The 24,245-nt window shown below is 45.3% G+C and carries 18 protein-coding genes; 17 read left to right on the top strand and 1 reads right to left on the bottom strand.

Translation table 11 applies throughout. The features are described from left to right. The first annotated feature begins 99 nt into the window (after positions 1-99). From CS948_RS11370 to CS948_RS11410, 9 genes are all read left to right on the top strand, one after another. A complete protein-coding gene (locus CS948_RS11370; RefSeq protein ID WP_099291781.1) occupies positions 100-675 on the top strand; it encodes a sigma-70 family RNA polymerase sigma factor in 576 nt (191 codons plus the stop codon). A gap of 100 nt (positions 676-775) precedes the next feature. Next, entirely contained in the window at positions 776-1,933 is a 1,158-nt protein-coding gene (locus CS948_RS11375; protein ID WP_099291782.1) for a FecR family protein, read from the top strand. A 31-nt stretch (positions 1,934-1,964) separates the two neighbouring features. Then, complete coding sequence (locus tag CS948_RS11380; protein ID WP_255301971.1) at positions 1,965-5,612, top strand: SusC/RagA family TonB-linked outer membrane protein; 3,648 nt, start codon at positions 1,965-1,967, stop codon at positions 5,610-5,612. Positions 5,613-5,623: 11 nt separating this feature from the next. Beyond that, the gene (locus CS948_RS11385) at positions 5,624-7,165 is read left to right on the top strand and encodes a RagB/SusD family nutrient uptake outer membrane protein (RefSeq protein ID WP_099291783.1); all 1,542 of its coding nucleotides are present in this window, start codon (positions 5,624-5,626) and stop codon (positions 7,163-7,165) included. Between the two features lie 22 nt (positions 7,166-7,187). Next, the gene (locus CS948_RS11390) at positions 7,188-8,141 is read left to right on the top strand and encodes a hypothetical protein (protein WP_099291784.1); all 954 of its coding nucleotides are present in this window, start codon (positions 7,188-7,190) and stop codon (positions 8,139-8,141) included. Positions 8,142-8,320: 179 nt separating this feature from the next. Then, on the top strand, positions 8,321-9,235 hold the full coding sequence (locus CS948_RS11395; protein WP_099291785.1) for a DnaJ C-terminal domain-containing protein: 915 nt from the start codon (positions 8,321-8,323) through the stop codon (positions 9,233-9,235). 12 nt (positions 9,236-9,247) lie between these two features. Next, positions 9,248-9,565: a chaperone modulator CbpM gene (locus CS948_RS11400; protein ID WP_099291786.1), complete on the top strand. Its 318-nt coding sequence runs from the start codon at positions 9,248-9,250 to the stop codon at positions 9,563-9,565. Positions 9,566-9,724: 159 nt separating this feature from the next. After that, the gene (locus tag CS948_RS11405) at positions 9,725-10,927 is read left to right on the top strand and encodes an energy transducer TonB (RefSeq protein ID WP_176555025.1); all 1,203 of its coding nucleotides are present in this window, start codon (positions 9,725-9,727) and stop codon (positions 10,925-10,927) included. 39 nt (positions 10,928-10,966) lie between these two features. Next, the gene (locus tag CS948_RS11410) at positions 10,967-11,923 is read left to right on the top strand and encodes an energy transducer TonB (protein WP_176555026.1); all 957 of its coding nucleotides are present in this window, start codon (positions 10,967-10,969) and stop codon (positions 11,921-11,923) included. On the opposite strand, the gene CS948_RS11415 is transcribed toward CS948_RS11410, so the two are convergent. After that, a complete protein-coding gene (locus CS948_RS11415; protein ID WP_099291789.1) occupies positions 11,878-12,807 on the bottom strand; it encodes a DMT family transporter in 930 nt (309 codons plus the stop codon). The genes CS948_RS11410 and CS948_RS11415 overlap by 46 nt on opposite strands. Positions 12,808-12,870: 63 nt before the next feature. Here CS948_RS11415 and CS948_RS11420 point away from each other — a divergent pair, with 63 nt between their 5' ends. The 8 genes from CS948_RS11420 to CS948_RS11455 all read left to right on the top strand — a co-directional run bounded on the left by CS948_RS11420 (position 12,871) and on the right by CS948_RS11455 (position 24,222). Then, entirely contained in the window at positions 12,871-14,085 is a 1,215-nt protein-coding gene (locus CS948_RS11420; RefSeq protein WP_099291790.1) for a dicarboxylate/amino acid:cation symporter, read from the top strand. Between the two features lie 1,019 nt (positions 14,086-15,104). Beyond that, complete coding sequence (locus tag CS948_RS11425; protein ID WP_099291791.1) at positions 15,105-15,902, top strand: hypothetical protein; 798 nt, start codon at positions 15,105-15,107, stop codon at positions 15,900-15,902. Positions 15,903-16,070: 168 nt separating this feature from the next. Continuing rightward, positions 16,071-17,990, top strand: a complete 1,920-nt coding sequence (locus tag CS948_RS11430; protein WP_099291891.1) for a long-chain fatty acid--CoA ligase — start codon at positions 16,071-16,073, stop codon at positions 17,988-17,990. A 74-nt stretch (positions 17,991-18,064) separates the two neighbouring features. Continuing rightward, positions 18,065-19,921 (top strand): (E)-4-hydroxy-3-methylbut-2-enyl-diphosphate synthase, encoded by a 1,857-nt coding sequence (ispG, locus tag CS948_RS11435; RefSeq protein ID WP_099291792.1) that lies wholly within the window; start codon positions 18,065-18,067, stop codon positions 19,919-19,921. Continuing rightward, positions 19,914-21,263: an MATE family efflux transporter gene (locus CS948_RS11440; RefSeq protein WP_099291793.1), complete on the top strand. Its 1,350-nt coding sequence runs from the start codon at positions 19,914-19,916 to the stop codon at positions 21,261-21,263. Before ispG ends, CS948_RS11440 begins: the two co-directional genes overlap by 8 nt. Positions 21,264-21,341: 78 nt before the next feature. Further along, positions 21,342-21,965, top strand: a complete 624-nt coding sequence (locus CS948_RS11445) for an AAA family ATPase (protein ID WP_099291794.1) — start codon at positions 21,342-21,344, stop codon at positions 21,963-21,965. A gap of 496 nt (positions 21,966-22,461) precedes the next feature. Then, on the top strand, positions 22,462-23,043 hold the full coding sequence (locus CS948_RS11450; protein WP_099291795.1) for a sigma-70 family RNA polymerase sigma factor: 582 nt from the start codon (positions 22,462-22,464) through the stop codon (positions 23,041-23,043). 18 nt (positions 23,044-23,061) lie between these two features. Then, positions 23,062-24,222 (top strand): FecR family protein, encoded by a 1,161-nt coding sequence (locus tag CS948_RS11455; protein ID WP_099291796.1) that lies wholly within the window; start codon positions 23,062-23,064, stop codon positions 24,220-24,222. The last annotated feature ends 23 nt before the right edge of the window (positions 24,223-24,245 follow it).

The following is a 24,245-nucleotide window of genomic DNA, read 5'->3' on the forward strand; positions in this document are numbered from 1 at the left end:
CGGGATGTAAATACCCCGACCCGTCATTGTTAAATTCAGTCTTAAGATAAGACATTTCAATAATTTTGTCATATATTTGACACTCCAAGATAAGACTATATGGTGATAGAGGATAGTGTCATATTAAATTCAATCCGGAATAATAAACCAGAAGGTATACATTTACTTTTTGATCGATACTATCGTCCGTTAGTTCTATACGCGGATGAATTCTTGAAAGACCAAGCTACTGCCGAGGATCTGGTTCAAGAGTTGTTTTTAAAATTATGGGAAGGTGATTATCTCTTGGAGGTATCTGAAAAGAATCTGGCGACTTATCTGTTTTCCGCGATAAGGAATAAATGTCGTACTTATTTTGAAAAGAAGGATGTTTTGCAAAAACGGGAAATGTTGGAAGATGTTGACATCCCGGTAGAGATGGTCGTGCGGATTGACGAGGAACGGATGGACATCGTGATGAAAGAAGTCAATCTTCTTCCCGAGCGCACCCGACAGATCGTGGAGTGTATCATGTTGAGGAACTTGAAATATAAAGAGGCTGCCGAGGAATTGCACATTTCTGTAAATACCGTAAAATTCTTGCTTAATAAAGGTATCGTGCGTCTGCGCGAACGTCTTGCTCATAGAAGCAGCGAAATTCTTCTATTTTTCTTGCGTCGGTTACACTTGTTTTAGTATTGGGAGATAATGCATTAGGATTTTCTAGGAAAAAAAACGGAAAAATACCTACCCATTTTTCTATTTTTTCTGTCTTCCTAGAAAAATATGTATTCGTATGCCAATACAAGAGGAAATATATGAACTGATATTCACGAAACTTAGTCAAGGTCTTGACAAGAACCGGAAGGAGTGTCTGCAGGCGTGGCTGGATGAAAGTGAACAAAACAGAAATGCTTACCGGGAAATTTGTTCTTTATGGTATAGTGGCAAATGGGCTTATAAAAGAGAACAAATACAAAAATCCGAAGGATGGGAGAAAATACTTGAAATCAAGAAAGGAAGACGGAAGAAACGTTTACTCAAAATATGGAGTGCGGGAGTTGCAGCTTCTGTTGTATTGATTATGGGAGCCTTTTTCGTCTCCCGATTTATGGATAGAGGACATGTAGAGCGAGTGACGGAATCCAGACAGGCTAATGTAACATTGATTCTGGCTTCAGGTGAACGAGTGGATGTAGGTCATAGGACAGACCGGATGATTCGGGAAGCCGGATCGGTGATTCGTTCGGATTCCGCGTTGCTGGTTTACGAGGAACATAGCATCGATACTCTTTCGGAAGAGACCGTGTATAACGAACTCGTTGTTCCGAAATGCGGGGAATATAAATTGCGTCTCTCGGATGGAAGTTTAATCGTCTTGAACTCGGAATCCAAGCTCCGGTATCCCGTGAATTTTAATGGTGATACCCGTGAAGTCTTTTTATCCGGGGAGGCTTATTTCGAGGTGGCGAAGCATCCCGGTAAGTCTTTTGTGGTTCACACGGATCATGCGGATGTTCAGGTATTGGGGACATGGTTTAATGTTTCAGCCTATCCGGATGAGGAAAACACGGAGGTTACTCTTTTGAACGGAAGCGTACAGGTGGGGCGTGAAGAGGAACAAGCCATATTATTGCCCGGACAGCAATTTTTATTGAATAACCGAACATCGGAAAAGACAATACGTGACGTGGACACGAGCGTGTATGTCGCTTGGACTCGTGGTTTATTCCGGTTTGACGCGATGCCGCTGGAACAGTTGATGTTGAAATTGAGTCGCTGGATTCCTGTTACTTACACGTTTAAAGATGAAGCGATAAAGAAAATTCGCTTTACCGGGGGATTTCGGAAATATGACGACGTGGATCATACGCTCAAGATGTTGGAAGAAATTATAAATATTTCATTCAAAAGAAAAGGGCAGGAAATAATCATAGATTGGTACCAAAACTAACATAGAACGTAAAAACTTAAAATTCAAATTTATGGAAAAAAATCAAAAGGAAGGGCCTGAACCTTTACGGTACAGGTCGTGGAAGCTTTATACTGTCATGAGATTGACTTTGTTGATGAATGTCTTCTTTGTGCTTTTCTCTTTTGGAAATGGTTTTTCTCAAAAGAGGGTTACGATAGATTTGGGTGAGACAACGATAAAGGAGGCTCTGGTCGAATTTCAACGTCAAACCAATAAGATTGTAATTTACAGCGACGAGCATTTGGCCAATGACCAACGGGTGGTACTGAATTGTAAAGATGTGGAACTGGAAGAGTGTTTGAAGTTAATCTTGAAAGGAAGCGGTATGACTTATCGTTTTGAGGATGATTATATCTTGATAGTCCCTCTTAAAGTCTCTGAACAGGATTCTACTAAAACCGTCGCTAAAGTGGTTATTTCGGGTGTCGTGAAGGATACTGAAGGACTTCCTCTTCCGGGAGTGACGGTGCTGTTGAAAGGTATGAAGTTGGGGACTTCAACAAACTCGAAAGGGGAATTTACTTTGGAAATACCAAAAGTAAAAGATAAGGAAATACGCCTTGTCTTCTCTTTTATCGGTTTGCGAACGAAAGAAGTGATCTATAAAGAGAATGAACAGAAAACTCCGTGGGTGATCGTGATGGAAGAAGATATCCGGCAGTTGGGAGAGGTGACGGTAAGTACCGGTTATCAAACCGTGAACCGGAAAGATATGGTGGGGGCGTACACGACGGTAAGGGCTTCCGATATCATGCAACCGGTATATACTTCTGTCGACCAGATGCTGCAAGGGCGGGTAGCCGGAATGATCGTGATGAATACCAGTTCCCGGGTGGGGACGAATCCTAAAATACAGATTCGGGGAACCTCCACGATATTGGGGAATCAGGATCCGTTGTGGGTGGTTGACGGTATTATCCAACCGGATCCGCTTCCCTTGGACGTATCCTCTACCATGACGGAAGATTTGAAAAATGTACTCGGTAATCAGATTTCTTGGTTGAATCCTTCGGATATAGAAACGATCACCGTGTTGAAAGATGCTTCGGCTACGGCGATATACGGTTCGAAAGCCTCGAACGGGGTTATCGTTATCACGACCAAAAAGAGTAAAACCGATCGTCTGAGCGTGAATTATACGGCGAATTTTTCTTTCAAACAGAAACCCAGTTACGGGATGTTCAACATGATGAATTCCTGCGAGCGTATTGATTACTCCAAGGAAGCCTACGAGAATGGGGGACGTTTCATTGCAGAGCCTGTGGCACAGACTTCGTCGTACGAGGGATTGATGAGGCTTGTCGCGAGCAAAGAAATCACGATAGAAGAGTATGGAACTTACTTGGAGAGGCTGGAAACCGTGAATACCGACTGGTTTGATATATTGACACAAAATGGTTTTAGCCACAATCACAATCTCAGTCTGATGGGCGGATCGGAAAAAGTGACTTATAATTTGTCATTTAACTTTAGTGATGACCAAGGGCAGGAAATTGGCAACTCTGCCAAGAAAATGGGACTTCGGTTAAGAGTGGGTGCGCAATTGCTGAAAAATTTGAACGTGGACGCTTCCGTCATTTTAGCAAGGGGAGATAACCGAACTTTCGGTCCGGGAGTCAACCCGATGGAATATGCCAAATCAACAAGTCGGGCTCTGCCCGCTTATGACGAGAACGGTGCTCCCCTCTATTATTTGAGAAGTAATCCTTATGCTCCCGCGGGTAAAGACATCCTTTACAGTTATAATTTTGAAAACGAGCGAGATAATAGTTACGCCAAGGCGTTTAATATGAATACGAATGCCTCCCTCAACTTGAATTGGGATGTTACTTCATGGTTCCGTTATGAATTGGTACTTGGTTACACGGAGGTATCGAATACTTCCAAATCATTCGCGGGTGAGCAAACGTATCATATTGCTTCCAAGTACAGGGGATATGATTACGGTACGGCAGAACCCGGAAGCGATGAATTTAAATCCGCCATGCTGCCTTTCGGGGGGGAATACATGACTTCATACCTTTCGAATAAAAGTTATAACATTCAAAACAAATTTGTATTTAGCAAGACTTTCAATGAAGATCATCGGTTGAACGCGATGGCGGGAATTGAGGTACGTTCGGAGGATGCGGACGGTACGGCAAACACGGTATGGGGGTATACTCCGGACAGGGGGAATGGCTTGGTCGCACCGACCGGATTGAAGCAGTTGGTGACAGCAGAGACTCCTAAAGATTGGGGTATATTGCAGGCTTTGTATAGTGGCGGATGGAAAGAAACGGATCAGGTGAATAACTATCTTTCCTTGTTTGCCACCGTGGCTTATTCTTACAAAGATAAATATGTATTCAACGCGAATATTCGTTCCGATGCCTCGAATGCTTTTGGGCAAGACGTGAATAAACGTATGGACCCGACTTATTCTTTTGGTGTTTCTTGGCGGATGGCTGAAGAACCTTTTATAAAAAATCATATCAGTTGGTTGAACCAATTGAATTTCAGAGCGACTTACGGGGTGCAGGGAAATTCTGTAAATACGGTAAGCCCTGAAATGATTTTAGGAAGATATAGTACAGTTTTCAAGCCATTTAACGAGTACGGGGCGGGAATACGTTCTTTACCTAATCCTAACTTGAAATGGGAACGGACGAAATCTTGGAACTTGGGATTCGATTTACAATTGTTCAACGGGATTACCATGAACCTTGAATATTACGGACGCTCATCTGATGCGATTGTCGCGCAAAAGATTCCGGAAGAGTATGGAATATCTTCAATGAACATTAACGGGGGAAGAATCACGAACCACGGTGTGGAGTATTCGGTTCATTTTACTCCTTTCCAACGAAAAGATTTTGCGTGGACGATAGGGATCAATAGTTCCAAAAACTGGAATAAAGGCAGTTCTGTCAATGAAGTCAGTACACCTGATTTAAGTGAGTATTTGTCTGGCTCCTCCAGTCGTGTTTTAAAGAAAGGCTATCCGATATCTGCCATCTGGTCTTTCTCCTTTGCCGGATTGGATCCCGAAACAGGTTATCCGACGTTTAATTACATGGATTTCGAGGAAACGGATTCAAAAATGGACCCGACAGAGTATCTGGTGTATTCCGGTCAGACAGATCCTTACTTTACGGGCGGGTTGAATACCCGTTTGCGTTACAAGGACGTTTCTTTTGGCGCGGACTTCTCTGTCCTTTTAGGAGGTAAAAAACGGTTGCCAAGTTTGTACTCGGGAGAAAGAGGAAGTGTATTTATGCCGGATCCGTTTATCAACGTGGATAAAGAAATTGCTAAACGTTGGCGAGAGCCGGGTGATGAAAACAAGACCAAGGTTCCCGCGATTTACACGAGCAGCAATTTTAGTGATTATTGGGTAAAGAGACCGGATGGAGGTAGTTCGAATATGTATGAGATGTGGGATAAATCCGATTTCCGGGTAGTTAGTGCCTCTTTCCTGCGTTGTACCCAGATGTCATTGACATGGCGTGTTTCCGGGGAATGGTGTAAGAAACTTTATTTGACCAATTTGTCTATCAGTGCTTACGTGAACAATGTATTTGTGATTGCCAGCAAGAAATTCAACGGTTTCGATCCGGAATTGGGGAACAGTGTCATGCCTCGTACTTATTCTTTGGGAATTAATATTGGATTTTAAAATGGAAGTTTATGAAAAAGATGATGTTATATTTTTGGGGAATACTGCTCGTGTGTGCTTCTTGCAGTGATTTTTTAGAGCCGAGATCAAACACGCAATTTATACCGGAAGATGTTTCCGCTTTGCGGGAACTGATGATTGCGGAGGTATATACGCTGAATATTGCCATGGCCGGACCTTTGGTGCTTTTGGATGACGATGTTGACGGGGGCGAATTTATAGAGGGAAGGACAAGTGCGGTTGAAGGTCCCTTGGCTGCTTTTAGTTGGCAACCCGATATGTTTGAGATATTTGGAGCCGCGGGTATGAGTGACCAATGGTTTGCCCTGTGGAGAGACGGGTATAGCAGGATATTAGGGTGTAATGCCGTGCTTGATTATGTCGATGATGTAAATGGCCTTGAAGAGACTAGAAATGAGCTGAAAGCACAGGCTTTTACTATGCGTGCCTTTAATTATTTGTATATCGTGAATATATTCGGGGCCCCTTATTCTTATGATAAAAAAGCATTGGGCGTTCCGTTAAAACTGAATAGTAATATCGAGGAATCGTTGATGTCCCGGAATACGGTGGAAGAATGTTACGCCCGCATCGAGAAAGATTTGTTGGAGGCAGAACGACTGTATTTGACTATACCTGTGGAAAAACGATGGAGACCGGACTATAAAGCCAGTCTGCCGATGGCGCAATTGTTATTGTCCCGCGTGTACCTTGAAATGGAGAATTGGGAACAAGCTCACAAGTACGCGGAAAAGGTGATTTCCGATTACGCTTTTCGGTTGAAGGATTTGAATGAATTTGTACCCACGGAAGACGTACCTTATTATGATTTCTGTAATGTAAATTGCCCGGAGCAAATATTTTCTTATTCTCAAAATGGTTGCTTGACTGTTTTCCCGACGGAGGGAATACCTAAAAACAGGTGGAATTATGTCGCTTCTCATGGTCTGTTGAAATGTTATTCGGAAAGTGATTTGAGAAAAGACAATTACATTATTGATGAACCCGGGTGTAAAAAAGAAGCTCCCGAAGGCATGCCTTGGGATACGTTGGTACGTCGTCCTGTCGGGAAGTATGGTGTGAATTCTAATCGGAGCGTGATTGAAAGCGCTCAATCTGTATTTAGTCTTCGGGTGGCTGAAGCGTATTTGAATTCTATGGAGGCGGCAGCATTCTTGTACAAGGCGGGAGACGCCCAAATGCAGACAAAAGCCATGGAACGTTTGGAAGATTTACGCTATATGAGATATCGTAGAAAAGACTATCGGAAATTGAGTGTTTTTTCCGATGCGGAAGCATTGATCACTTATATCCGTGAAGAGCGTCGCCGGGAACTTTGTTTCGAGGGGCATCGTTGGAATGACCTAAGAAGGTACGGGATGCCGGAAATAAAGCATCGCTGGAACTTGGATGGGAATCAATGGGTGGAATACACGCTAAAAGAAAAAGATCCTGCTTATACACTTCCTATTCCGGAATCGACACGAACGAGAAATTCATCGTTGGTGCAAAATCCTTTAGCCCCCAAGCGGGAAGGTGTAGCTGTGCGATAATGTATAATTTAAAACATCGATTATGAAAATGAGATATTTATTGTTGTTGATCACGGGACTAAGTCTTTTTTTAGGCGGTTGTTACGATGAAGACAAGGCAGTGCCGTCCGGGGATTATTCTCCCGTGCGTTTTGAATTCCCGCAGGGGAGTGAATCGTGGGATAAACTTTTTGAGCAAATGTATGATGATTTTGGTATTTGCGTGATTTATAAGGATTTTACACCGGGAGATTTGAATAAAAACTGGACGATCTCTGCCGGTGGAGATTGGACCGGACATCCGGTTCCAGATGACCATATGCCGAAATACGAGGATTTGTTAAAGAATTATTTGGTTCCTTTCTTGGGGAAAAAAGAGATCGTGGAGGCATGTTCCCCGCTCTATCTTTATTTGGCTGAAGATTTAGGGGGATCTTATGCTTCTTACGGTGATAATGTTGGAGTTAATCTGAATGGTTTGGATTTTTGGGCAATAGGTTTACTTGATACAATAAAATTTATCTTTGATATTCCTGGTATAGAGGATTTTAGGCACGGGCTTGTACATTCCGTGTATAATAAAATTGTTGAAAATAGTGTGGTGAAAAATCTTATCACTGAGCCAGTTGGCTTTCAAGCAGGAATAGATTATAAAACGGAAATTGAAAAGGAGAATCCCGAAGATCCGAATTACTATATGAATCGTGGTTTTGTTGGATATATTACTTGTATGACATCTATGTGTTGTATGTTTAATTGGAGTGATTATTGGTACGGGAATATAGAACAGATTGTCACGGCGAAAGGAGGAGATTTTATGATGTTCACCCGTGCGGCAATGCGTTGGACGAAAGAAGAGTTTGAGGAGAAATTCCCACCCGAAAAATATCCTCTGGTAAACGCACGCTACAAGATGGTCGTCGAACAATTTAAGAATTACGGGTTTGACTTGCCGGGATTTGCAAAGAAAGTAAAGGAATTACCTACACCATTCTAAGTTTCTGGAAGATTTATTTTCTCCGGTTAGAAAACAGGGGGATCGTGTGTCGGTCTTCCTGTTTTTACTTTTTGCCACTTTGTCAGTTCTCGTGTAACTATGCGTCATTTTCAGACGTATATTACAAGTTGGTACATGGTTTGTATTAACATATTACAGAATGTATAAATTATAAAAGTATGGCCTATATAGATTACTATAAGATTTTAGGAGTTGATAAAAGTGCTTCGCAGGATGCCATCAAGAAGGCTTTTAAAAAGTTGGCCAGAAAGTATCACCCGGACTTGAACCCGGATGACCCGAATGCCAAGCTACGTTTTCAAGAGATAAACGAGGCAAACGAAGTATTGGGCGATCCGGAGAAACGGAAAAAGTATGACCAATACGGGGAAAACTGGAAACATGCCGATGAGTTCGAGGCTCAAAGGCAGCGCCAGCAACAGCAAGGCGGCGGTTTCGGTGGCGGCGGTGGTGCTTACTGGTCGTCGGAAGGCGGTTTTTCCGGCATGGGGGGTGACGGGGAGTTCTCGGACTTCTTCGAATCCTTGTTCGGTTCCCGTCGTGGCGGAGGGCGTTCTGCCGGATTCCGGGGACAGGACTATAACGCGGAATTACACCTGTCATTTCAAGATGCGGCACATACCCACAAGCAGATATTAACGGTAAACGGAAAGAATATAAGGATCACCGTTCCCGCGGGAGTGGCGGACGGGCAGGCCATCAAGTTGAAGGGACAAGGCGCTCCCGGCGTGAATGGCGGTCCGGCAGGAGATTTGTATATCACTTTCGTGATAGCCGAAGACCCCGTGTTCAAACGCTTGGGGAATGATCTGTACGTGACAGCACCGCTGGATCTCTACACCGCAATTCTCGGCGGAGAACAAATGGTAGACACCATGGACGGGAAAGTGAAATTGAAAGTAAAACCCGGCACGCAAAACGGGGCTAAAGTAAGGTTGAGAGGCAAAGGATACCCCGTCTACAAGGAAGACGGCAAGTTCGGCGATCTAATCGTGACTTACTCCGTGCAGATACCGACCGACTTGACGGAGAAGCAGAAAGCGTTGTTCAAGGAATTACAAGGTCTTAAATAAAACGTGTCAGTTATGCAAACAGATTTGATTATAATTAAAGAATATTGCCGGCAAAGTCATGTCGATCCGTCGTTTATCATCTCTCTGGAAGAGGATGGATTAATCGATATTCAGGTCGTTGACGGCGAACGTTATTTACCTGTTGAGCAATTGGGAGATCTGGAACGGTTTGTGCGTTGGCATGAAGACCTGTCCGTGAACATCGAGGGTATCGGTGTCATCCATGAATTGATGGGACGTATGCACGATATGCAACGGGAACTCGACCGTATGCGTCGGGAACTTCGCTTGTTCCATGCCGATTACCGGAATACCCCGGAAGAGTATTGAGAAATTTGAAATAAATAGTGAAAAGGCAAAGAGATTTTTGAGAAAGGCTCTTTGCTTTTTTGTTTTTTATTTATATATTTATCAACAATTTTAAGCGTGTGTAACTTTAATGAAAATACTATGACTACTACCCGTTGTTTGATAAATAGTTTAATCACAATGCTTTTCTGTATATATGGGGGAGCAGGTATTTCCGGTTTGAAAGCGAGTGTAATCTTTTCTGGAACAGTAGAACGGGACACGACCGTGTATCTCGTGGCGGATGAAGCTCCGCGATTCGAAGGTGAATTGGAAACATGGTTGGGTGAAAACATCCGCTACCCTCAAGAGGCGTGGGATAACGAGATTGCCGGACGGGTGATTATGGCATTCGTGATAGAGCCGGACGGGAGTATTTCGGGGATCAAGGTGTTACGAGGTGCCCATCCCTCTTTGGACATGGAGGCAACGCGGGTTATCGGGGCAATGCCGAAATGGAGCCCGGCAAAGATTGGCGGTAAGGCGGTGCGTTTTTACATGACCTTTCCTTTGCTTTTCAAAATAGAACAACCGATGGCGGGAGTTCACTCTTACGAGGATTACGTGGCAATGTTAAATCGGGAAGCCGGGATTCCGCTGGATGAAGTGGCTGAAGAACAAGATCAGGAAATACTTCAAATTCTGATGGATAGAGAGCGAGTCCGATTCCGTACGGACGCGGAAGCCTATTTGTATTATCGAGAAGATTTACGAAAGAAAAAGAATGCGGTCACCACTCGTGCGGCAGGGTTACTTGAATGTTATAATTTCAAAAGTGCTAACATAAAAGTTCTGGCGGCAGTATTTGAACAGATTATCGGACAGGAATTAGCATTGGTTGAAGGGATTGGAAAGGAGAATTTCATAAAACGATACGCCGCTCTCTCCCCCCGTATCCGGCATCTGCGGATGCAGGAAGAGGTACGGTTGAAGGATTGCATGAACGAGCGGGAACATCGTCTGTATTTCACGCGAGAAATTAGTCCTAGAATACAGGCACAGGAAGAAGTTGTCGGCGATTCGTGTTCGTGTGGTTGTATCTTCCATATACTCTCGCCTCTGACCGCGTATAGGGATTTGAATCACGTGTTAGCAAAAACGCTGATATATCCTATTGTCGCGCAGGAAAGGAATATTCAAGGGAAAGTCTGGTTGAGCTATACCGTAGGAATAGACGGGAAAGTATCCGCGGTGGAAATTCTGCGTAGTGCGGACCCCGTTTTGGACAAAGAAGCGGTAAGAGCTCTCAAAAGTATCACATTCCCGGTGCCCCCTTATTGCCTTCTGCACAAGCGTAGAGTGGCGCTTCGTTCGGTAGCTCCTGTTAATTTCAGAATGCAATAGATGATTAGGTAGAAGAAGTTTAATCAATATATGTTATTTATGGCGTTTGTGATAAAAAGAGAGTGGAAAACAGGGCTATTCCTGTTATTCACTTGTTGGTTCACGGGAGTATCGGTCGCGGAAGTTTCCGCTTCGGTCAAAGATTCGCTCTCGTACGAAAACTATTGCAAGATGTTGGAACGGGAAACCCGTGTCCCGGTATCCGAAATCCCGAATGACGAGGGAATGAAGTATTTGCAGGAACGAATCAAGGCAATGAAAAAAGAGTACGGGAACGACAAGCGGGCGTATGCCGCGATGGTGGAGCAACTTCGGGTACATATCAGGCAGGAGTCCTATGACCATGCAAGGAGATTAATGATTACCGCAAAGTTGACGAATACCCGTGTTGATGATTTGGAAGCGGTATGCTATTATTTTAATAGTGAAAAATTGAAGTTGATGAAGGAACTTGGTCCGAAGAATTTTATTTATAATTATCTGGTGGCTTACCCGAAATTTGCTCACTTGAAAATTCTACAAGAGGCAAAAATGCGGGAATTCATGAACGAGAACGACCGTCGTCGGCATTTCTTGAAGAATGTAATGCCCTACACTTTGTCTTATGGGCAGGTAGCAGACGAGGAGATGCTGAAAGATTGTTTTTACGTACAGATGCCGGTATTTGCCCAAGGAAACGTGATGGCATGGATTTCTCAAAATGTAAAGTATCCCCCTGAGGCAATAAAAATAAATGCCCAAGGGAAGGTTTTTGTCAGTTTCGTGATTGAAACCGACGGTTCTATCACAGACGTGAAGGTGGTAAAAGGATGCAATCCCTTTTTGGAGCAAGAAGCGAAGCGGGTAGTAAGATGCTTCCCGAAATACATCCCCGCTTGGTGTCCGATCAAAAAGCGCAGTTTCCGGACAACCTACACGGCGCCGATCAGTTTTCGGTTATCCTCACCCCCTCATTTGCCTGATGCTCTCTCTATGTCCGCCCGCGACTTACTTTGAGTCACGAGATACACCCCGGTAAAAACCAGCACGGCAGCCACGGGCTTATCCCACGTGAGGCGGTCTTGTCCCATAAGGATTGCCAGTGTGGCGGCAACGAGGGGTTGGGCGTAATTGTACATGCTGATTGTTGTCGGGCGGATGCGTTTCAACGCGATCGGGATAAAGAGATAGGCGAGGAATGTCGCAGCGAATACCACGTAAAACACGCTTGCCAAAGCGCTGAATGTCGTGTCGGGGGAGAATAGTTTTGCTTCTACCACTTCCTGTATGCTGAACGGGAACATGAGAATCGTGGAAAAAAGAAACATCCATTTCATCAACGTCACGGGACTGTAACGTTGCGCGATAGGTTTGGATATAACTAGATACGTGGCGTAACAGATCACGCTGATAAAACAAAGTAAATTACCCGTCATCGAGCTGCCGGAACCACCCGAAGTCCCTACCGCGTAAGAGTGCCAGATGATCAGCACCGCCCCGCAAGCCCCGATAAGTACTCCGCTCGCTTTTTTCGCGGTGATCGGTTCTTTCAAGATTAAGGCTGAAATCAACATCACCATCATGAGATTCATCGTCACGATCAGTCCCGCGTCGATTGGCGATGTCATGCCAAGTCCTTTAATGAAAGTGAATTGATTCATGGTTGTGCCTAAAATGGCACAAAAAAACAGAATTAATAAATCTTTTTTACTTACTTTTTCGTTTAAGACAAACAAAGAGGTGATCCAAAAAGCGAGGGCACCGAATGACATGCGTAGGAACGTGAGCCCGATGGGGTCGATCCATTCCGGCATTAAGGTTTTGGCGATCGGAATATTCAATCCGAAGAGAATGTTAGCAGAGAAGATAGCGATGTGTCCGTGCCATTTATCTTTTGTCATAGGCTGATGTATCTATATTGTCATACGAAAGTAGCTTATTTTTGTAATATAAACAGTGAGTGTATGAAAAAAATAAAAGTGGGGCTATTGCCTAAAATTATCGTGGCGATTATTCTGGGTATAGTATGCGGATTTTTCTTTCCCGATTGGTTGGTAAGGATATTTTTGACCATAAATGGTCTGTTCAGTAATTTCTTGGGATTCATCATCCCCTTGTTGATCTTGGGATTGGTTGCCCCGGGTATAGCGGATCTCGGTAAGGGTGCCGGGCGTTTGTTGTTGATCACGGCTTTGCTGGCATACGGTTTTACCCTTTTCTCCGGCTTCTTCACTTATTTTGCCTGTGATCTGAGTTACCCGTGGTTGCTCGGTGATGCCGGAGAATTGCAACCGATAGAAGCCTCCGCGGCGGTGCCGCTGGCTCCCTATTTCACGGTGATGATGCCGCCGTTGATGGACGTGATGAGTTCTCTGGTTCTGGCATTTACTCTTGGCTTGGGAATGTCCGTGATTAACGGCGCAACCCTGAAAGGGGCAATGGAAGATTTCAAGGATATTATCAACAAAGTGATTGTCACCGTGATTATTCCCTTGTTGCCCTTGTATATCTTCGGTATATTTTTGAATATTTCCGGCTCCGGTCAGGTGTCCGGCGTGCTGGGCGTGTTCGTGAAAATTATCGTGGTCATATTCTTCCTGACCATTGTACTGTTGTTTATACAGTTCTTTATTGCCGGGTTCGTATCGAAGAAAAACCCGTTCCGCTTGTTCCGTAATATGCTTCCGGCTTACATGACGGCATTAGGAACACAATCCTCGGCTGCCACGATTCCCGTTACATTGGAACAGTCGATTAAAAACGGCGTGAACCGGGAACTGGCGGCGTTCGTGATACCGCTCTGCGCGACGATACATCTTTCGGGTAGTACGATGAAGATCGTGGCATGTGCCATGGCGATCATGCTGATGTCAGGTATGCCGGTTTCTTTCGGGTTGATGGCGGGCTTTATCTTTATGCTGGGTATCGCTATGGTTGCCGCTCCCGGGGTACCGGGAGGAGCTATTATGGCGGCACTGGGATTGTTGCAGTCCATGCTCGGTTTCGATGAAACGGCACAGGGGTTGATGATCGCGTTGTATATTGCCATGGATAGCTTCGGTACGGCTTGTAACGTGACGGGTGATGGTGCTATCGCCGTGATCATGGATCGTATCAACCGGAACAGTAAGCACGTCGGCACGCGCAAAGAACTGGAAGAGGTAGCGGTAATCGAGTAATTCTCTCTATTACCTGTACGAGATAGGATAGTAATTAATATAATAGATATTTTTACTAAGTACTAGCTATAAATCAATTCCAATTTATTTCCTATTAAAATACTATTTTTTTACCTTTATAATAGGAGTTGAATGGGAGTTGAATAGGAGATGAATGGGAGTTGATATATAGAAAGTATAACTCTGATTCTATAATGGTACTTTTTTCAGTACTATCCTCTCCTTGTTAATTTCGGTTAATTGGCAGGTCGTGTGAAGATAGACGCACTATTCTTTACCGTGATTTCAATGTTGGAAACAACTTCTTTATGTGGGGTATAGGGCTGTTCACGCGTATACAGGAATATAATTTAGTGCGGAGAGTTGTGAAAGAATTAAAATTTTTTCTACCTTTGTGTTATGGACTGTGCGGAGAGCCGCCGATGATGTCCTGTTTACGATGTTGAGGTTATAATGTCCATTTTTCAGGAGTCGCAAACTTTTAACAGAAATGTTATTGAAAGATGGGATTGCAACACTCATGTCGTTATGTTTGTATATTCTTGATGGATATATATTATAACGGCGTGGGGTTGCTTTTTTCATGATGACAGTAATTGCGACTCCCATGAATTAAGCTAGCCCCTGCCGTTATCCTACGGCTCCGGGTTGACTTGTTCAGTCTGGAGTTTATTTTTTGAGGACTTCGGCTGAAATATAAATACTGGATAACCGGATGATTTTAGTATCGGGTTATTTTTCAACAAAGTAGACAAATTAGAAAAGTTTTTTTGTGCGGGTTTTAAATTGAACTTACAATGTTTGCAACCAGCTATTTAAGCCCGTGCCCGGAAAGGGGAAAGTTAGCTCCTCCCCTTTCCTTGTTTTGGAAAACGAGAGAGGGGAATAACCGGTAGGTGAATACCTTGACAAGCTTAGAATACAGGAACGCGGGAGCCATACGCGACTACCACCCGCGTAAAGGGAGAAGGGTATGACGTTTTGCCCTCTCCCGTTTTTACTAACTTAAATAATGAAGTATGGAACAACAAGAAGAAAAAATCGAGATAGTCGTCAACACGCGAAAAACCAAGGAAATAAGATTTTACGTGTACGCGGACGAGTGTACCGTGGATTGGGGTGACGGAAGCAGTGAGCGTTATGCCACACCCAAGCCGGGTGTCGAGGATTCGGATTACTGGCGGACACCTAAAAGACCCTATTGTGAACACTCGTACCGCGGGGTTAATCGCGTGGTCACGGTGACCGTTTCCGCCACGCGGTTATCGGAATTCATTATCGAGCATATCCCCGTGACAAGTGTCAGGATTCGGGATTGTGTCCATTTAGGTCATTTTTTTTGTATAGATTGCGGTCTGAGGCAATTGTACCTTGGCGATAGCCCGCGTTTGTATTACCTTAAATGTTCTTGTAACAATTTGCGTCGACTGGATTTGTCGGGTTGCCCCGGTTTGATGGGGTTGGAATGTGATTGCAATTACTTGACGGAATTGAATTTGTCCCGTTGTTTCAAGTTGCACACGCTCGCCTGCCGTTTCAACAGGTTGAAAAAATTGCGGGTTGCCGAAAGAGCGGAAAAGATTCATACCGTGAAGTGTTGTTACAATGATTTGTCGGCGAAAGAATTGAACCGGTTGTTCCGGGATGTCACTTGCTTGGTGGATTTCGGCTGTATAGATTACGGTTTGAATCCCGGAACTCGCGAAGCGGACAGGTATTGGCTTGACGAGCATCGTTGGCATATCACGAATTGTTACATGGAGAAGAAGACGGAAAGAATATTACGGGATGCCGGGATGGGTGGCAGGACAGAGTAATCCTATTTTGATGGATAAAGAATACGTTTTTAAATCCGATAAGGGCTATCGCGTGTACGATCGTTTCATGGAATTGTGGTTGCAGGCATTGCCTTATGGTAACTTATGACAACGAATGAAGCGTTTTGTTCGTAAGAATGGAAATTCTTTGTTAGCTTTGTGGGTATGATGAAAGATATGAAGACGATTATAGACTTATTCGAGAGAAGTTGTGAAATGTTTCCCGACAGACCTTATTTATGGGAGAAGAAGGACGGGGAATATAAGGCGACGACGTACACGGGGGTGAAACGGGAGGTGATGAACTTCGCCGGGGCATTGTGTATGTTGGGGTTGGAGCGTGGCGAGAGGGTGGCGTTGTTGAGCGAGGGGTGCAATAAATGGGCTTATTCGGAGCTGGGGATGTTGTATGCCGGGGGTGTGAACGTGCCGTTGTCAATCAAGTTGACGGATGGGGAGATTGTGTTCCGGATCGAACATTCGCAAGCGAGGTTTCTGGTTGTTTCGTCGAATTTTCTGAACCGGGTGAAAGGGATTGAAGACCGGGTACAAGGCGTGGAGAAGATTATCGTGTTGGATTCCGCGGTGAACGAGGGGCGTTATATCGGTTTCGAGGAATTGCAGCGGAAGGGAGAGGAATGGTTGGCGGGACACCGGAACGAACTGGACGAAAGGGTGAAGGCTATCGACGAACGTGACCTCGTGAATATCTCTTACACGTCGGGGACGACTGCCGAGCCGAAAGGTATCATGCTCTCGCACCGGAATTACGTGACTAACGTGTTGCAATCGGATTCGCTTATCCGGATACCGGACTATTATAAAGTGTTGCTGTTCCTGCCGTGGGATCATAGTTTTGCCCACACGGTGGGACTTTACTCGTTCATGTATAACGGGGCTTCGGTCGCGTCGGTGGATTACGGGCAATCGGGAATGGAGTATTTGCGCAATATTCCCGTGAACCTGCAAGAGGTGCAACCTCATATATTGTTGAGCGTTCCGGCATTGGCAAAGAATTTCCGTAAAAATATAGAAGCGGGCATACGGGCGCGGGGACGTTTCACGGAACGTTTATACCGGGCGGGATTAAGGCTCGCTTGTAAATACAACGGTTTCGGGGACGACCGGGGCAAGGGATGGAGATGCTTGTTGAAACCTCTGGTGAAATTGTGGGACGCGGTGTTGTTCTCGAAAATCAGGAAACAGGTGTTCGGGAGAAATTTGCGCTTCTTTGTTGGGGGCGGTGCCTTGTTGGATATCGAGTTGCAACGTTATTACGCGGCATTGGGCGTGCCGATGTTTCAAGGCTACGGGTTGTCGGAGGCATCCCCGGTGATTAGTTCCAACACGCCCGGGCGCTACCGTTTCGGTTCGTCCGGAACGGTGGTAAAACCGATGGATATCCTGATTTGCGACGAGGACGGGAAGCCGTTACCTCACGGGCAGAAAGGGGAGTTATGGATCCGGGGTGGAAACGTGATGGAAGGATATTGGCGTAACGGGAAAAACACTGCCGAAACGATTGTCGATGACTGGTTGCACACGGGTGATCTGGGATATCTGGACGAGGCGGGTTGGCTGTACGTGCTGGGGCGGTTCAAGTCATTGCTGATCGCGAATGACGGGGAGAAATATAGTCCGGAGGGTATCGAGGAAACGATAGCCGAGCAATCTGGGTACATAGATTATTGTATATTGTATAACAATCAATCGCCTTACACGGCGGGGTTGATCGTGCCGAATAAAGCCGCCTTGCGGGAATATGTCGGGAAGCGGAACATGGAACCGGATTCCCCGGATGCCTATCGTTTGATGATAAAGAAGTTGCAGGAAGAATTGATGGCTTACCGGGTTGGCGGGCGCTATGCTAATTTGTTCCCGGAAAGGTGGTTGCCCGCGGTGGTTGCTATCCTGCCCGAACCGTTGACAGAGCAGAACGGGATGATAAATTCCACGATGAAAGTGGTAAGAACTCGGGTTTATGATCATTTTAAAGAAGAAATCGACTATCTTTACACCCCGGAAGGGAAGGATATGGCGAATAGGCATAACCTTCAGAATCTGAAAAGAATAATGAATAAAATTTAGAGTTTAGAATTTAAAATTTAGGATGTAGCGTGATGGGAATCTAAAATCTAAAATTTAAAATCTAAAATTAAAACATGGGTCGTCGGAAAACAAAACAAGTAAAAGTCGGTGATATTTATATCGGGTCGGAGTATCCGGTGCGCGTGCAGTCTATGTTGAACACGGACACGATGGACACGGAGGCTTGCGTGGAGCAGGCGATACGGATTATTGACGCGGGAGGTGAACTGGTGCGTATCACGGCTCCCGGGGTAAAGGAAGCGAAAAATTTAGCCAATATACACGCGGAATTGCGCCGGAGGGGGTACACTACACCGCTTTCGGCTGATATACATTTCAACCCGGAGGCAGCGATGGAGGCGGCGAAACACGTGGAGAAGGTACGTATCAATCCCGGTAATTTCGTCGACAAGCGCGCCACGTTCCAGACGTTGGTTTACACGGACGAGGAATACGGGGAGGAGTTGCGGCGGTTGCGGGAGAAGTTCACGGCGTTTCTGGACGTGTGCCGGGAACACGGCACGGCGGTGCGAATCGGTACGAATCACGGCTCCCTGTCTGACCGGATTATGAGTCGCTACGGGAATACGCCTGCCGGAATGGTGGAGGCGACGATGGAGTACTTGCGCGTGTGTCGTGACGAAGAGTTTGATAACGTGGTGATCTCCTTGAAGTCCAGCGATTGCCGCGTGATGGTGGAGGCGGTGCGTTTGCTGGTGCGGCAGATGGAAAAAGAGGGGATGGATTACCCGTTGCACTTGGGAGTGACGGAAGCGGGAGAGGGGGAAGACGGGAGGATTCGCTCGGCAGTAGGTATCGGTACTCTCTTGAACGAGGGATTGGGCGATACTATCCGGGTTTCACTGACGGAGGAACCGGAACGGGAAATTCCCGAGGCATTAGCTTTGAGTATATTATGTAGTCGCGTTGACGTGGGTGTGGAACCTGTTAAGTTAGACGGGTGTTATTCGCGCCCGGTGCTTGTCGCGGATATATCCAAGGTGGATTGCATAGACGAAGCGGTGATGGAGAAATTGGATTTTCACGTGGCAGCGGTGAATGATCCGGTGTACGGCGATATGTTGCGAGGGGGAGTACGCGCCCCGGAGATTATTTATACCGAGGCACTGGGACCGGAATTGACAAAATTGCCGGATTCGGTGACCGTGGTCGTGCCTTTCGAGATGATAGATGTGGCGCATGTTTATAACCGTAAGGCGGCAGCGTTAATCAGTGACAAGGAGTTTCTTCGCCTTTCGCGTCCCGTGGAGGGAGATGGTATTTTCGTGGAGGTGCGTAACGGGAAGTTCATGAATGCCGATTTGGCGAGAAAATTGAAGGAGAATAAGTCGGCTGTCGTGGTGCTTACCTTGGATGTGGCTTCTGTTGCGGTGTACCGTGTTTACTTGGGGGGGCTTGAACGTTTAGGTATTGAAAACCGGGTGATTATTCGCTTGATATCGAAAGAGAAAGATGTATCGACGCTTCGTTTGTTGGCGGCGGCGAATTTGGGAGGTTTATTCTTGGATCGATTGGGATACGGGTTGTGGTTGTCTTGCACCGGGGTGCCGGACGCGTTCTATGGCGTGCAGTTGAGCCGGGATATTTTGCAATCGGCGGGAGTGCGCCGTTATAAAACGGAATTTATCAGTTGCCCGGGATGCGGACGGACATTATATAATTTGCAGGAGTCGGTGGCACGGGTGAAGGAGGCTTTCGGGCACTTGAGCCGTTTGAAAATAGCCGTGATGGGATGTATTGTCAACGGGCCCGGGGAGATGGGTGATGCCGATTACGGTTACGTGGGTGCCGGGAACGGGAAGGTGAACCTGTTCCGCGGGAAAGCGATGGTGCGCGTGGGTGTGCCGGAAGGAGAAGCTATTGAAGCGTTAAAACAATTAATTATAGAAAGCGGAGATTGGAATGACTGATGTAAAGGACAGCGCTCCACTTGTACTGGGAACGGAGAAAATCGGGAAGTTGCTGATGCAATACGCGATTCCCGCTATTATTGCCATGACGGCATCTTCGTTGTACAACATGGTGGACAGTATATTTATCGGGCATGGCGTGGGACCGTTGGCTATCGCGGGATTGGCTATCACTTTCCCGTTGATGAATCTGGCGGCGGCGTTCGGTTCGCTGGTGGGGGTGGGTGCCTCGACACTGGTGGCTATCAAGCTGGGGCAGAGAGATAAGGAGAGCGCCAATCAAGTGTTGGGCAACGTGGTTTTGATGAATGCTATTATCGGGTTGGTGTTCATGACGGTGGCTCTGGTGTTTCTTGACCCGATATTATTGTTTTTCGGGGCGAGTCCCGATACCTTGCCGTATGCCCGGGAATACATGGAGGTGATTCTGGGAGGTAATCTGGTTACCCATATTTACATGGGGCTGAATGAGGTACTGAGGGCGTCGGGCTACCCGAAGAAGGCGATGACGGCGACGCTGATGGCGGTGATAGTGAATTGCGTGTTGGACGCGTTGTTTATTCTCGTGTTCGAGTGGGGAATAAGAGGGGCGGCGTTGGCGACGATCGCGGCTCAGGTGATATCTTTGAGTTGGCAGTTGCATCACTTCTTCGATAAAAAGAGTTTCCTGCATTTCCAACGAGGCATATTCGGGTTGAAACGGCATATTGTCGGGGGAATGTTGGCTATCGGGTTATCGCCGTTCCTGATGAACCTGTGTGCCTGTTTCGTGGTTATTCTGATTAACAAGAGCCTGAAAGCTCACGGGGGAGATTTGGCTATCGGGGCTTACGGTATCGTGAACCGGGTGGTCTTTTTGTTTTTGATGATCGTGATGGGATTCAATCAAGGGATGCAGCCTATCGCGGGTTATAATTTCGGGGCTCGGCAATTTGATCGACTGAAACAGGTATTGAAATACACTGTCTTTTGCGGGGTGGCGGTGACGACTATCGGTTTTTTGGCGGGGCAGTTGTTCCCGCGGCCGATTATCTATCTTTTCACGTCGGACGCGGATTTGACTCGTATCGCGGTGGAAGGGTTGCGTATCGTGTTGATATTTTTCCCCGTGGTCGGCTTCCAGATGGTGACGTCGAGTTTCTTCCAGTCCATAGGGATGGCGAAGAAAGCGATCTTCTTGTCGTTGACCCGGCAATTGCTGTTCTTGATCCCTTCACTGTTGATTTTCCCGAATTTCTTCGGCACGGTAGGAGTCTGGATGAGTATGCCCGTGGCGGACGCCATCGCGACGGTTGTGGCGGCGTTGATGTTGAGGTGGCAATTAAAACATCTGAATGTGTAAATAAATTTGTACATAATGGACGACAGGTTTGGGAAAAAAACGGTAGTTTTGTAGAAGAAATAGCTTAAAGATAGACTTATGGAGAATTTTGTTATTACCGTCGGACGTCAGTTCGGTAGTTGCGGCAAGGAAATAGGGCACGCCTTGGCGAAGCGATTTAATATTGCTTTCTACGATAAGGAGTTGATCGCGTTGGCTTCCAAAGAGAGCGGACTTTGTCAGGAATTTTTTGAAAAGGCGGACGAGAAAAATTCGGGGAATCTCTTGCAGGCTTTTGCTGCCGGGTTTACGTTCGGGCCGTTCCAGTACAATGATTTCCTTTCGAACGATAAACTTTTTCAGATACAATCGGATGTAATCCGGAAAGTGGCGAATGAACACTCCTGTGTCATCGTGGGGCGTTGTGCCGACTATATTTTGCGGGACAACAAAAGATGTATCAACATATTTATCCATGCCGATATGGAAGAACGGGTGAAAACCGTGATGAATCGCCAGCATATCCCGGAACAGGAGGCCCGCGAGCTGGTGCGCAAGATGGATAAGACACGTCCTAATTATTACAACTTTTATTCGGATAAAGAGTGGGGTGTTGCCGCGTCCTATCATCTGTCGGTGGATTCTTCCCTGCTGGGGGTGGAGGGAACGGTTGATTTTATCGAACAGTTCGTGAAGAGAGCGCTGAATGAGGAAACAATTTAAGATTTATGATTTCGGATTTACGATTTAGGATTGGGAGTAATCTTAAATCGTAAATCATAAATCTAAAATCATATAAACGTTTTATTTAAATATCCAAAATGCTAAGAGGGCAAGCAAGAGTATAGAGCCTAAAAATATAAAGGTGAAGCGGAAGTAATATAGCTTATCAGCCTGTTCCTTGAGCGCGAATTCTTTTTCAGCTTGTTCCAATTCCTCTACCGAGAAATTTTTTGAATAGGGAGAATGTGATTTCTTTTTTTACTTCTGAATGAATATTGTAAATGTATAAAATTATTAGCAGAAATCAAATTATTATCCGGTAATATGTTAGATTATATGTTTTGAATTATACGATTTGTATAATTCAAAATAAATAATAACTATGCGCTTTCTTGATCTTTTTCTTAAATTAATTTTTTCTGAAAAAAGTTCGAATTTTCCTCACCCCTAAAACGTCTTTTTGGTGCTTTAGGGGAAAAGTGCTAATAATTGAAAAATGGCAACAGAAAGAATTCACATTGAAACATCGGAAATAGACCTGAAAGACGCCCAGATTTTCAAGGCTGTTTTCAATATGTTTTATCCTCGTGCCTACACTTTTACGTTGAAGTTGCTTCAGGACGAGGTCGTTAGTGCTGACATCACTCAAGAGGCTTTTCTGTACATGTGGGAAAAAGCATATTGTTTCCCGGATTTGCTCGCGTTTAAATCTTACTTGTATAGTTGTTTGAAAAACAAGACGCTGAATTATATCCGGGATTATAGGGTGGAGCGAGGAATGCAGGAATTGAAAGATGTTTTCGTGGATGAGGTTGACATTGACCATTTGATAATAAAGCAGGAATTGAAAGCCCGGATACTGGATGAGGTGAACAGGTTGGGAGGGGTGAAGCGGGATGTTATTTTATTACGATTGGAGGGATATAGTTATGATGAGATTTCAGAAGAATTGGGATTGAGTATAAACACGGTTAAAACTCATAAAAAGCAAGCGTATAAGGATTTGAGAATCCATTTGTCGGATTACAACCAATGCGTTTTCATGTTAATAGTATTGTTGACCATATGTTTTTGTTAGCAGGTAAAAGGTATATCTATGAAAAAAATAAGGAAGGATATAGAGATAAGTGATTTACTTTACAGATCTCTGCGGGGAGAAATCACCGTTGACGAGAAAGAGTTGTTGGAGGCTTGGTGCTTGGAATCGAGGAACCGGGAGTTGTTTATGGAACTTCGGGAGGCGGATATTCTTTACGAGGGAATAGCGGATATGAATAACGTGGACACGGAAGCGCCTTTCAAAAAAATAAATGACAGGATAAGGCGCAGGAAACATGTGCGGATGATGAGATATTTTTCGGGGATTACTGCCGCGGTACTGGTGGTGGCGGTATTGTTTCTTTGGAGCGCAGAAGAAAAAGAACCGACAAGAGCGATTCCGCTTTCTTCTGTTTCCAAAGGGCGAATGGAACCTTTTGCGACTTTGGTGACGACCGGGGGAAAGGTTGTTTACCCGGAAGATTCTGTGAAACAATTGGCTGTAAACACGAGAGAGAGCAAATTTGTTTTTCCGGTAGAGGAAACGACCGACGAATCACAACTTGTCCAAATGCAGGAAATTGAATATAACGTGCTGACGACTTCTAAGCAAGGAAATATAAAAGTAACGCTATATGACGGTAGCCACGTGTGGTTGAATGCCGGGAGTGAATTAAGATACCCGAATGCATTTGTCGGGAATAAACGAATCGTGTACTTGAAAGGGGAGGCATTCTTTGAAGTGGTGAAAGATGATGTCCATCCTTTTATTGTGAACACGGCTTCTGCCGTGATTAACGTGCTGGGAACAAGTTTTAACGTGAACGCTTATGATGTATCGTGCGTGACTACATTGGTGGAAGGCCATGTGCGAATGAAAAACGGGAAACGGGATAGCGTGGAACTTCGTCCGGGAGAACAGGCTTTTCTGACAAAGTACGGGGACATCAGGGTGCGTGAAGTCGATGTAAGATATTCCACGGGTTGGATGAATAACCTGTTTGCCTTTAAAGAAACACCATTGCGAGAGATCATGGATGTGCTGGGCGAGTGGTACGGCTACACGTTCCGTTTCGAGGACCCGAAAGTCGGGAATGTTTTATACACGACCATGGTAAAGAGATATCCGGATGTGGACAGCGTGTTGCGGGTATTGGAGGGAACGGGTGATTTCCGGTTTATAAAGATAAATGACATTATTATCATAAAAGGAAAATAGACAAAGAGCCTCGTATCTCTTTG

The sequence above is a fragment of the Butyricimonas sp. Marseille-P3923 genome, from assembly GCF_900184685.1.
Classification (GTDB): Bacteria; Bacteroidota; Bacteroidia; order Bacteroidales; family Marinifilaceae; genus Butyricimonas; species Butyricimonas muris.

Excerpts from the sequence above, each read along its gene's own strand:
- CS948_RS11415 (WP_099291789.1), bottom strand. The coding sequence starts at position 12,807 with ATGACAAAAGATAAATGGCACGGACACATCGCTATCTTCTCTGCTAAC.
- CS948_RS11400 (WP_099291786.1), top strand. The coding sequence starts at position 9,248 with ATGCAAACAGATTTGATTATAATTAAAGAATATTGCCGGCAAAGTCAT.
- CS948_RS11450 (WP_099291795.1), top strand. The coding sequence starts at position 22,462 with ATGGCAACAGAAAGAATTCACATTGAAACATCGGAAATAGACCTGAAA.
- CS948_RS11445 (WP_099291794.1), top strand. The coding sequence starts at position 21,342 with ATGGAGAATTTTGTTATTACCGTCGGACGTCAGTTCGGTAGTTGCGGC.
- CS948_RS11425 (WP_099291791.1), top strand. The coding sequence starts at position 15,105 with ATGGAACAACAAGAAGAAAAAATCGAGATAGTCGTCAACACGCGAAAA.
- CS948_RS11370 (WP_099291781.1), top strand. The coding sequence starts at position 100 with ATGGTGATAGAGGATAGTGTCATATTAAATTCAATCCGGAATAATAAA.
- CS948_RS11455 (WP_099291796.1), top strand. The coding sequence starts at position 23,062 with ATGAAAAAAATAAGGAAGGATATAGAGATAAGTGATTTACTTTACAGA.
- CS948_RS11385 (WP_099291783.1), top strand. The coding sequence starts at position 5,624 with ATGAAAAAGATGATGTTATATTTTTGGGGAATACTGCTCGTGTGTGCT.
- CS948_RS11430 (WP_099291891.1), top strand. The coding sequence starts at position 16,071 with ATGAAAGATATGAAGACGATTATAGACTTATTCGAGAGAAGTTGTGAA.
- ispG (WP_099291792.1), top strand. The coding sequence starts at position 18,065 with ATGGGTCGTCGGAAAACAAAACAAGTAAAAGTCGGTGATATTTATATC.
- CS948_RS11375 (WP_099291782.1), top strand. The coding sequence starts at position 776 with ATGCCAATACAAGAGGAAATATATGAACTGATATTCACGAAACTTAGT.
- CS948_RS11390 (WP_099291784.1), top strand. The coding sequence starts at position 7,188 with ATGAAAATGAGATATTTATTGTTGTTGATCACGGGACTAAGTCTTTTT.
- CS948_RS11405 (WP_176555025.1), top strand. The coding sequence starts at position 9,725 with ATGCTTTTCTGTATATATGGGGGAGCAGGTATTTCCGGTTTGAAAGCG.
- CS948_RS11420 (WP_099291790.1), top strand. The coding sequence starts at position 12,871 with ATGAAAAAAATAAAAGTGGGGCTATTGCCTAAAATTATCGTGGCGATT.
- CS948_RS11395 (WP_099291785.1), top strand. The coding sequence starts at position 8,321 with ATGGCCTATATAGATTACTATAAGATTTTAGGAGTTGATAAAAGTGCT.
- CS948_RS11410 (WP_176555026.1), top strand. The coding sequence starts at position 10,967 with ATGGCGTTTGTGATAAAAAGAGAGTGGAAAACAGGGCTATTCCTGTTA.
- CS948_RS11380 (WP_255301971.1), top strand. The coding sequence starts at position 1,965 with ATGGAAAAAAATCAAAAGGAAGGGCCTGAACCTTTACGGTACAGGTCG.
- CS948_RS11440 (WP_099291793.1), top strand. The coding sequence starts at position 19,914 with ATGACTGATGTAAAGGACAGCGCTCCACTTGTACTGGGAACGGAGAAA.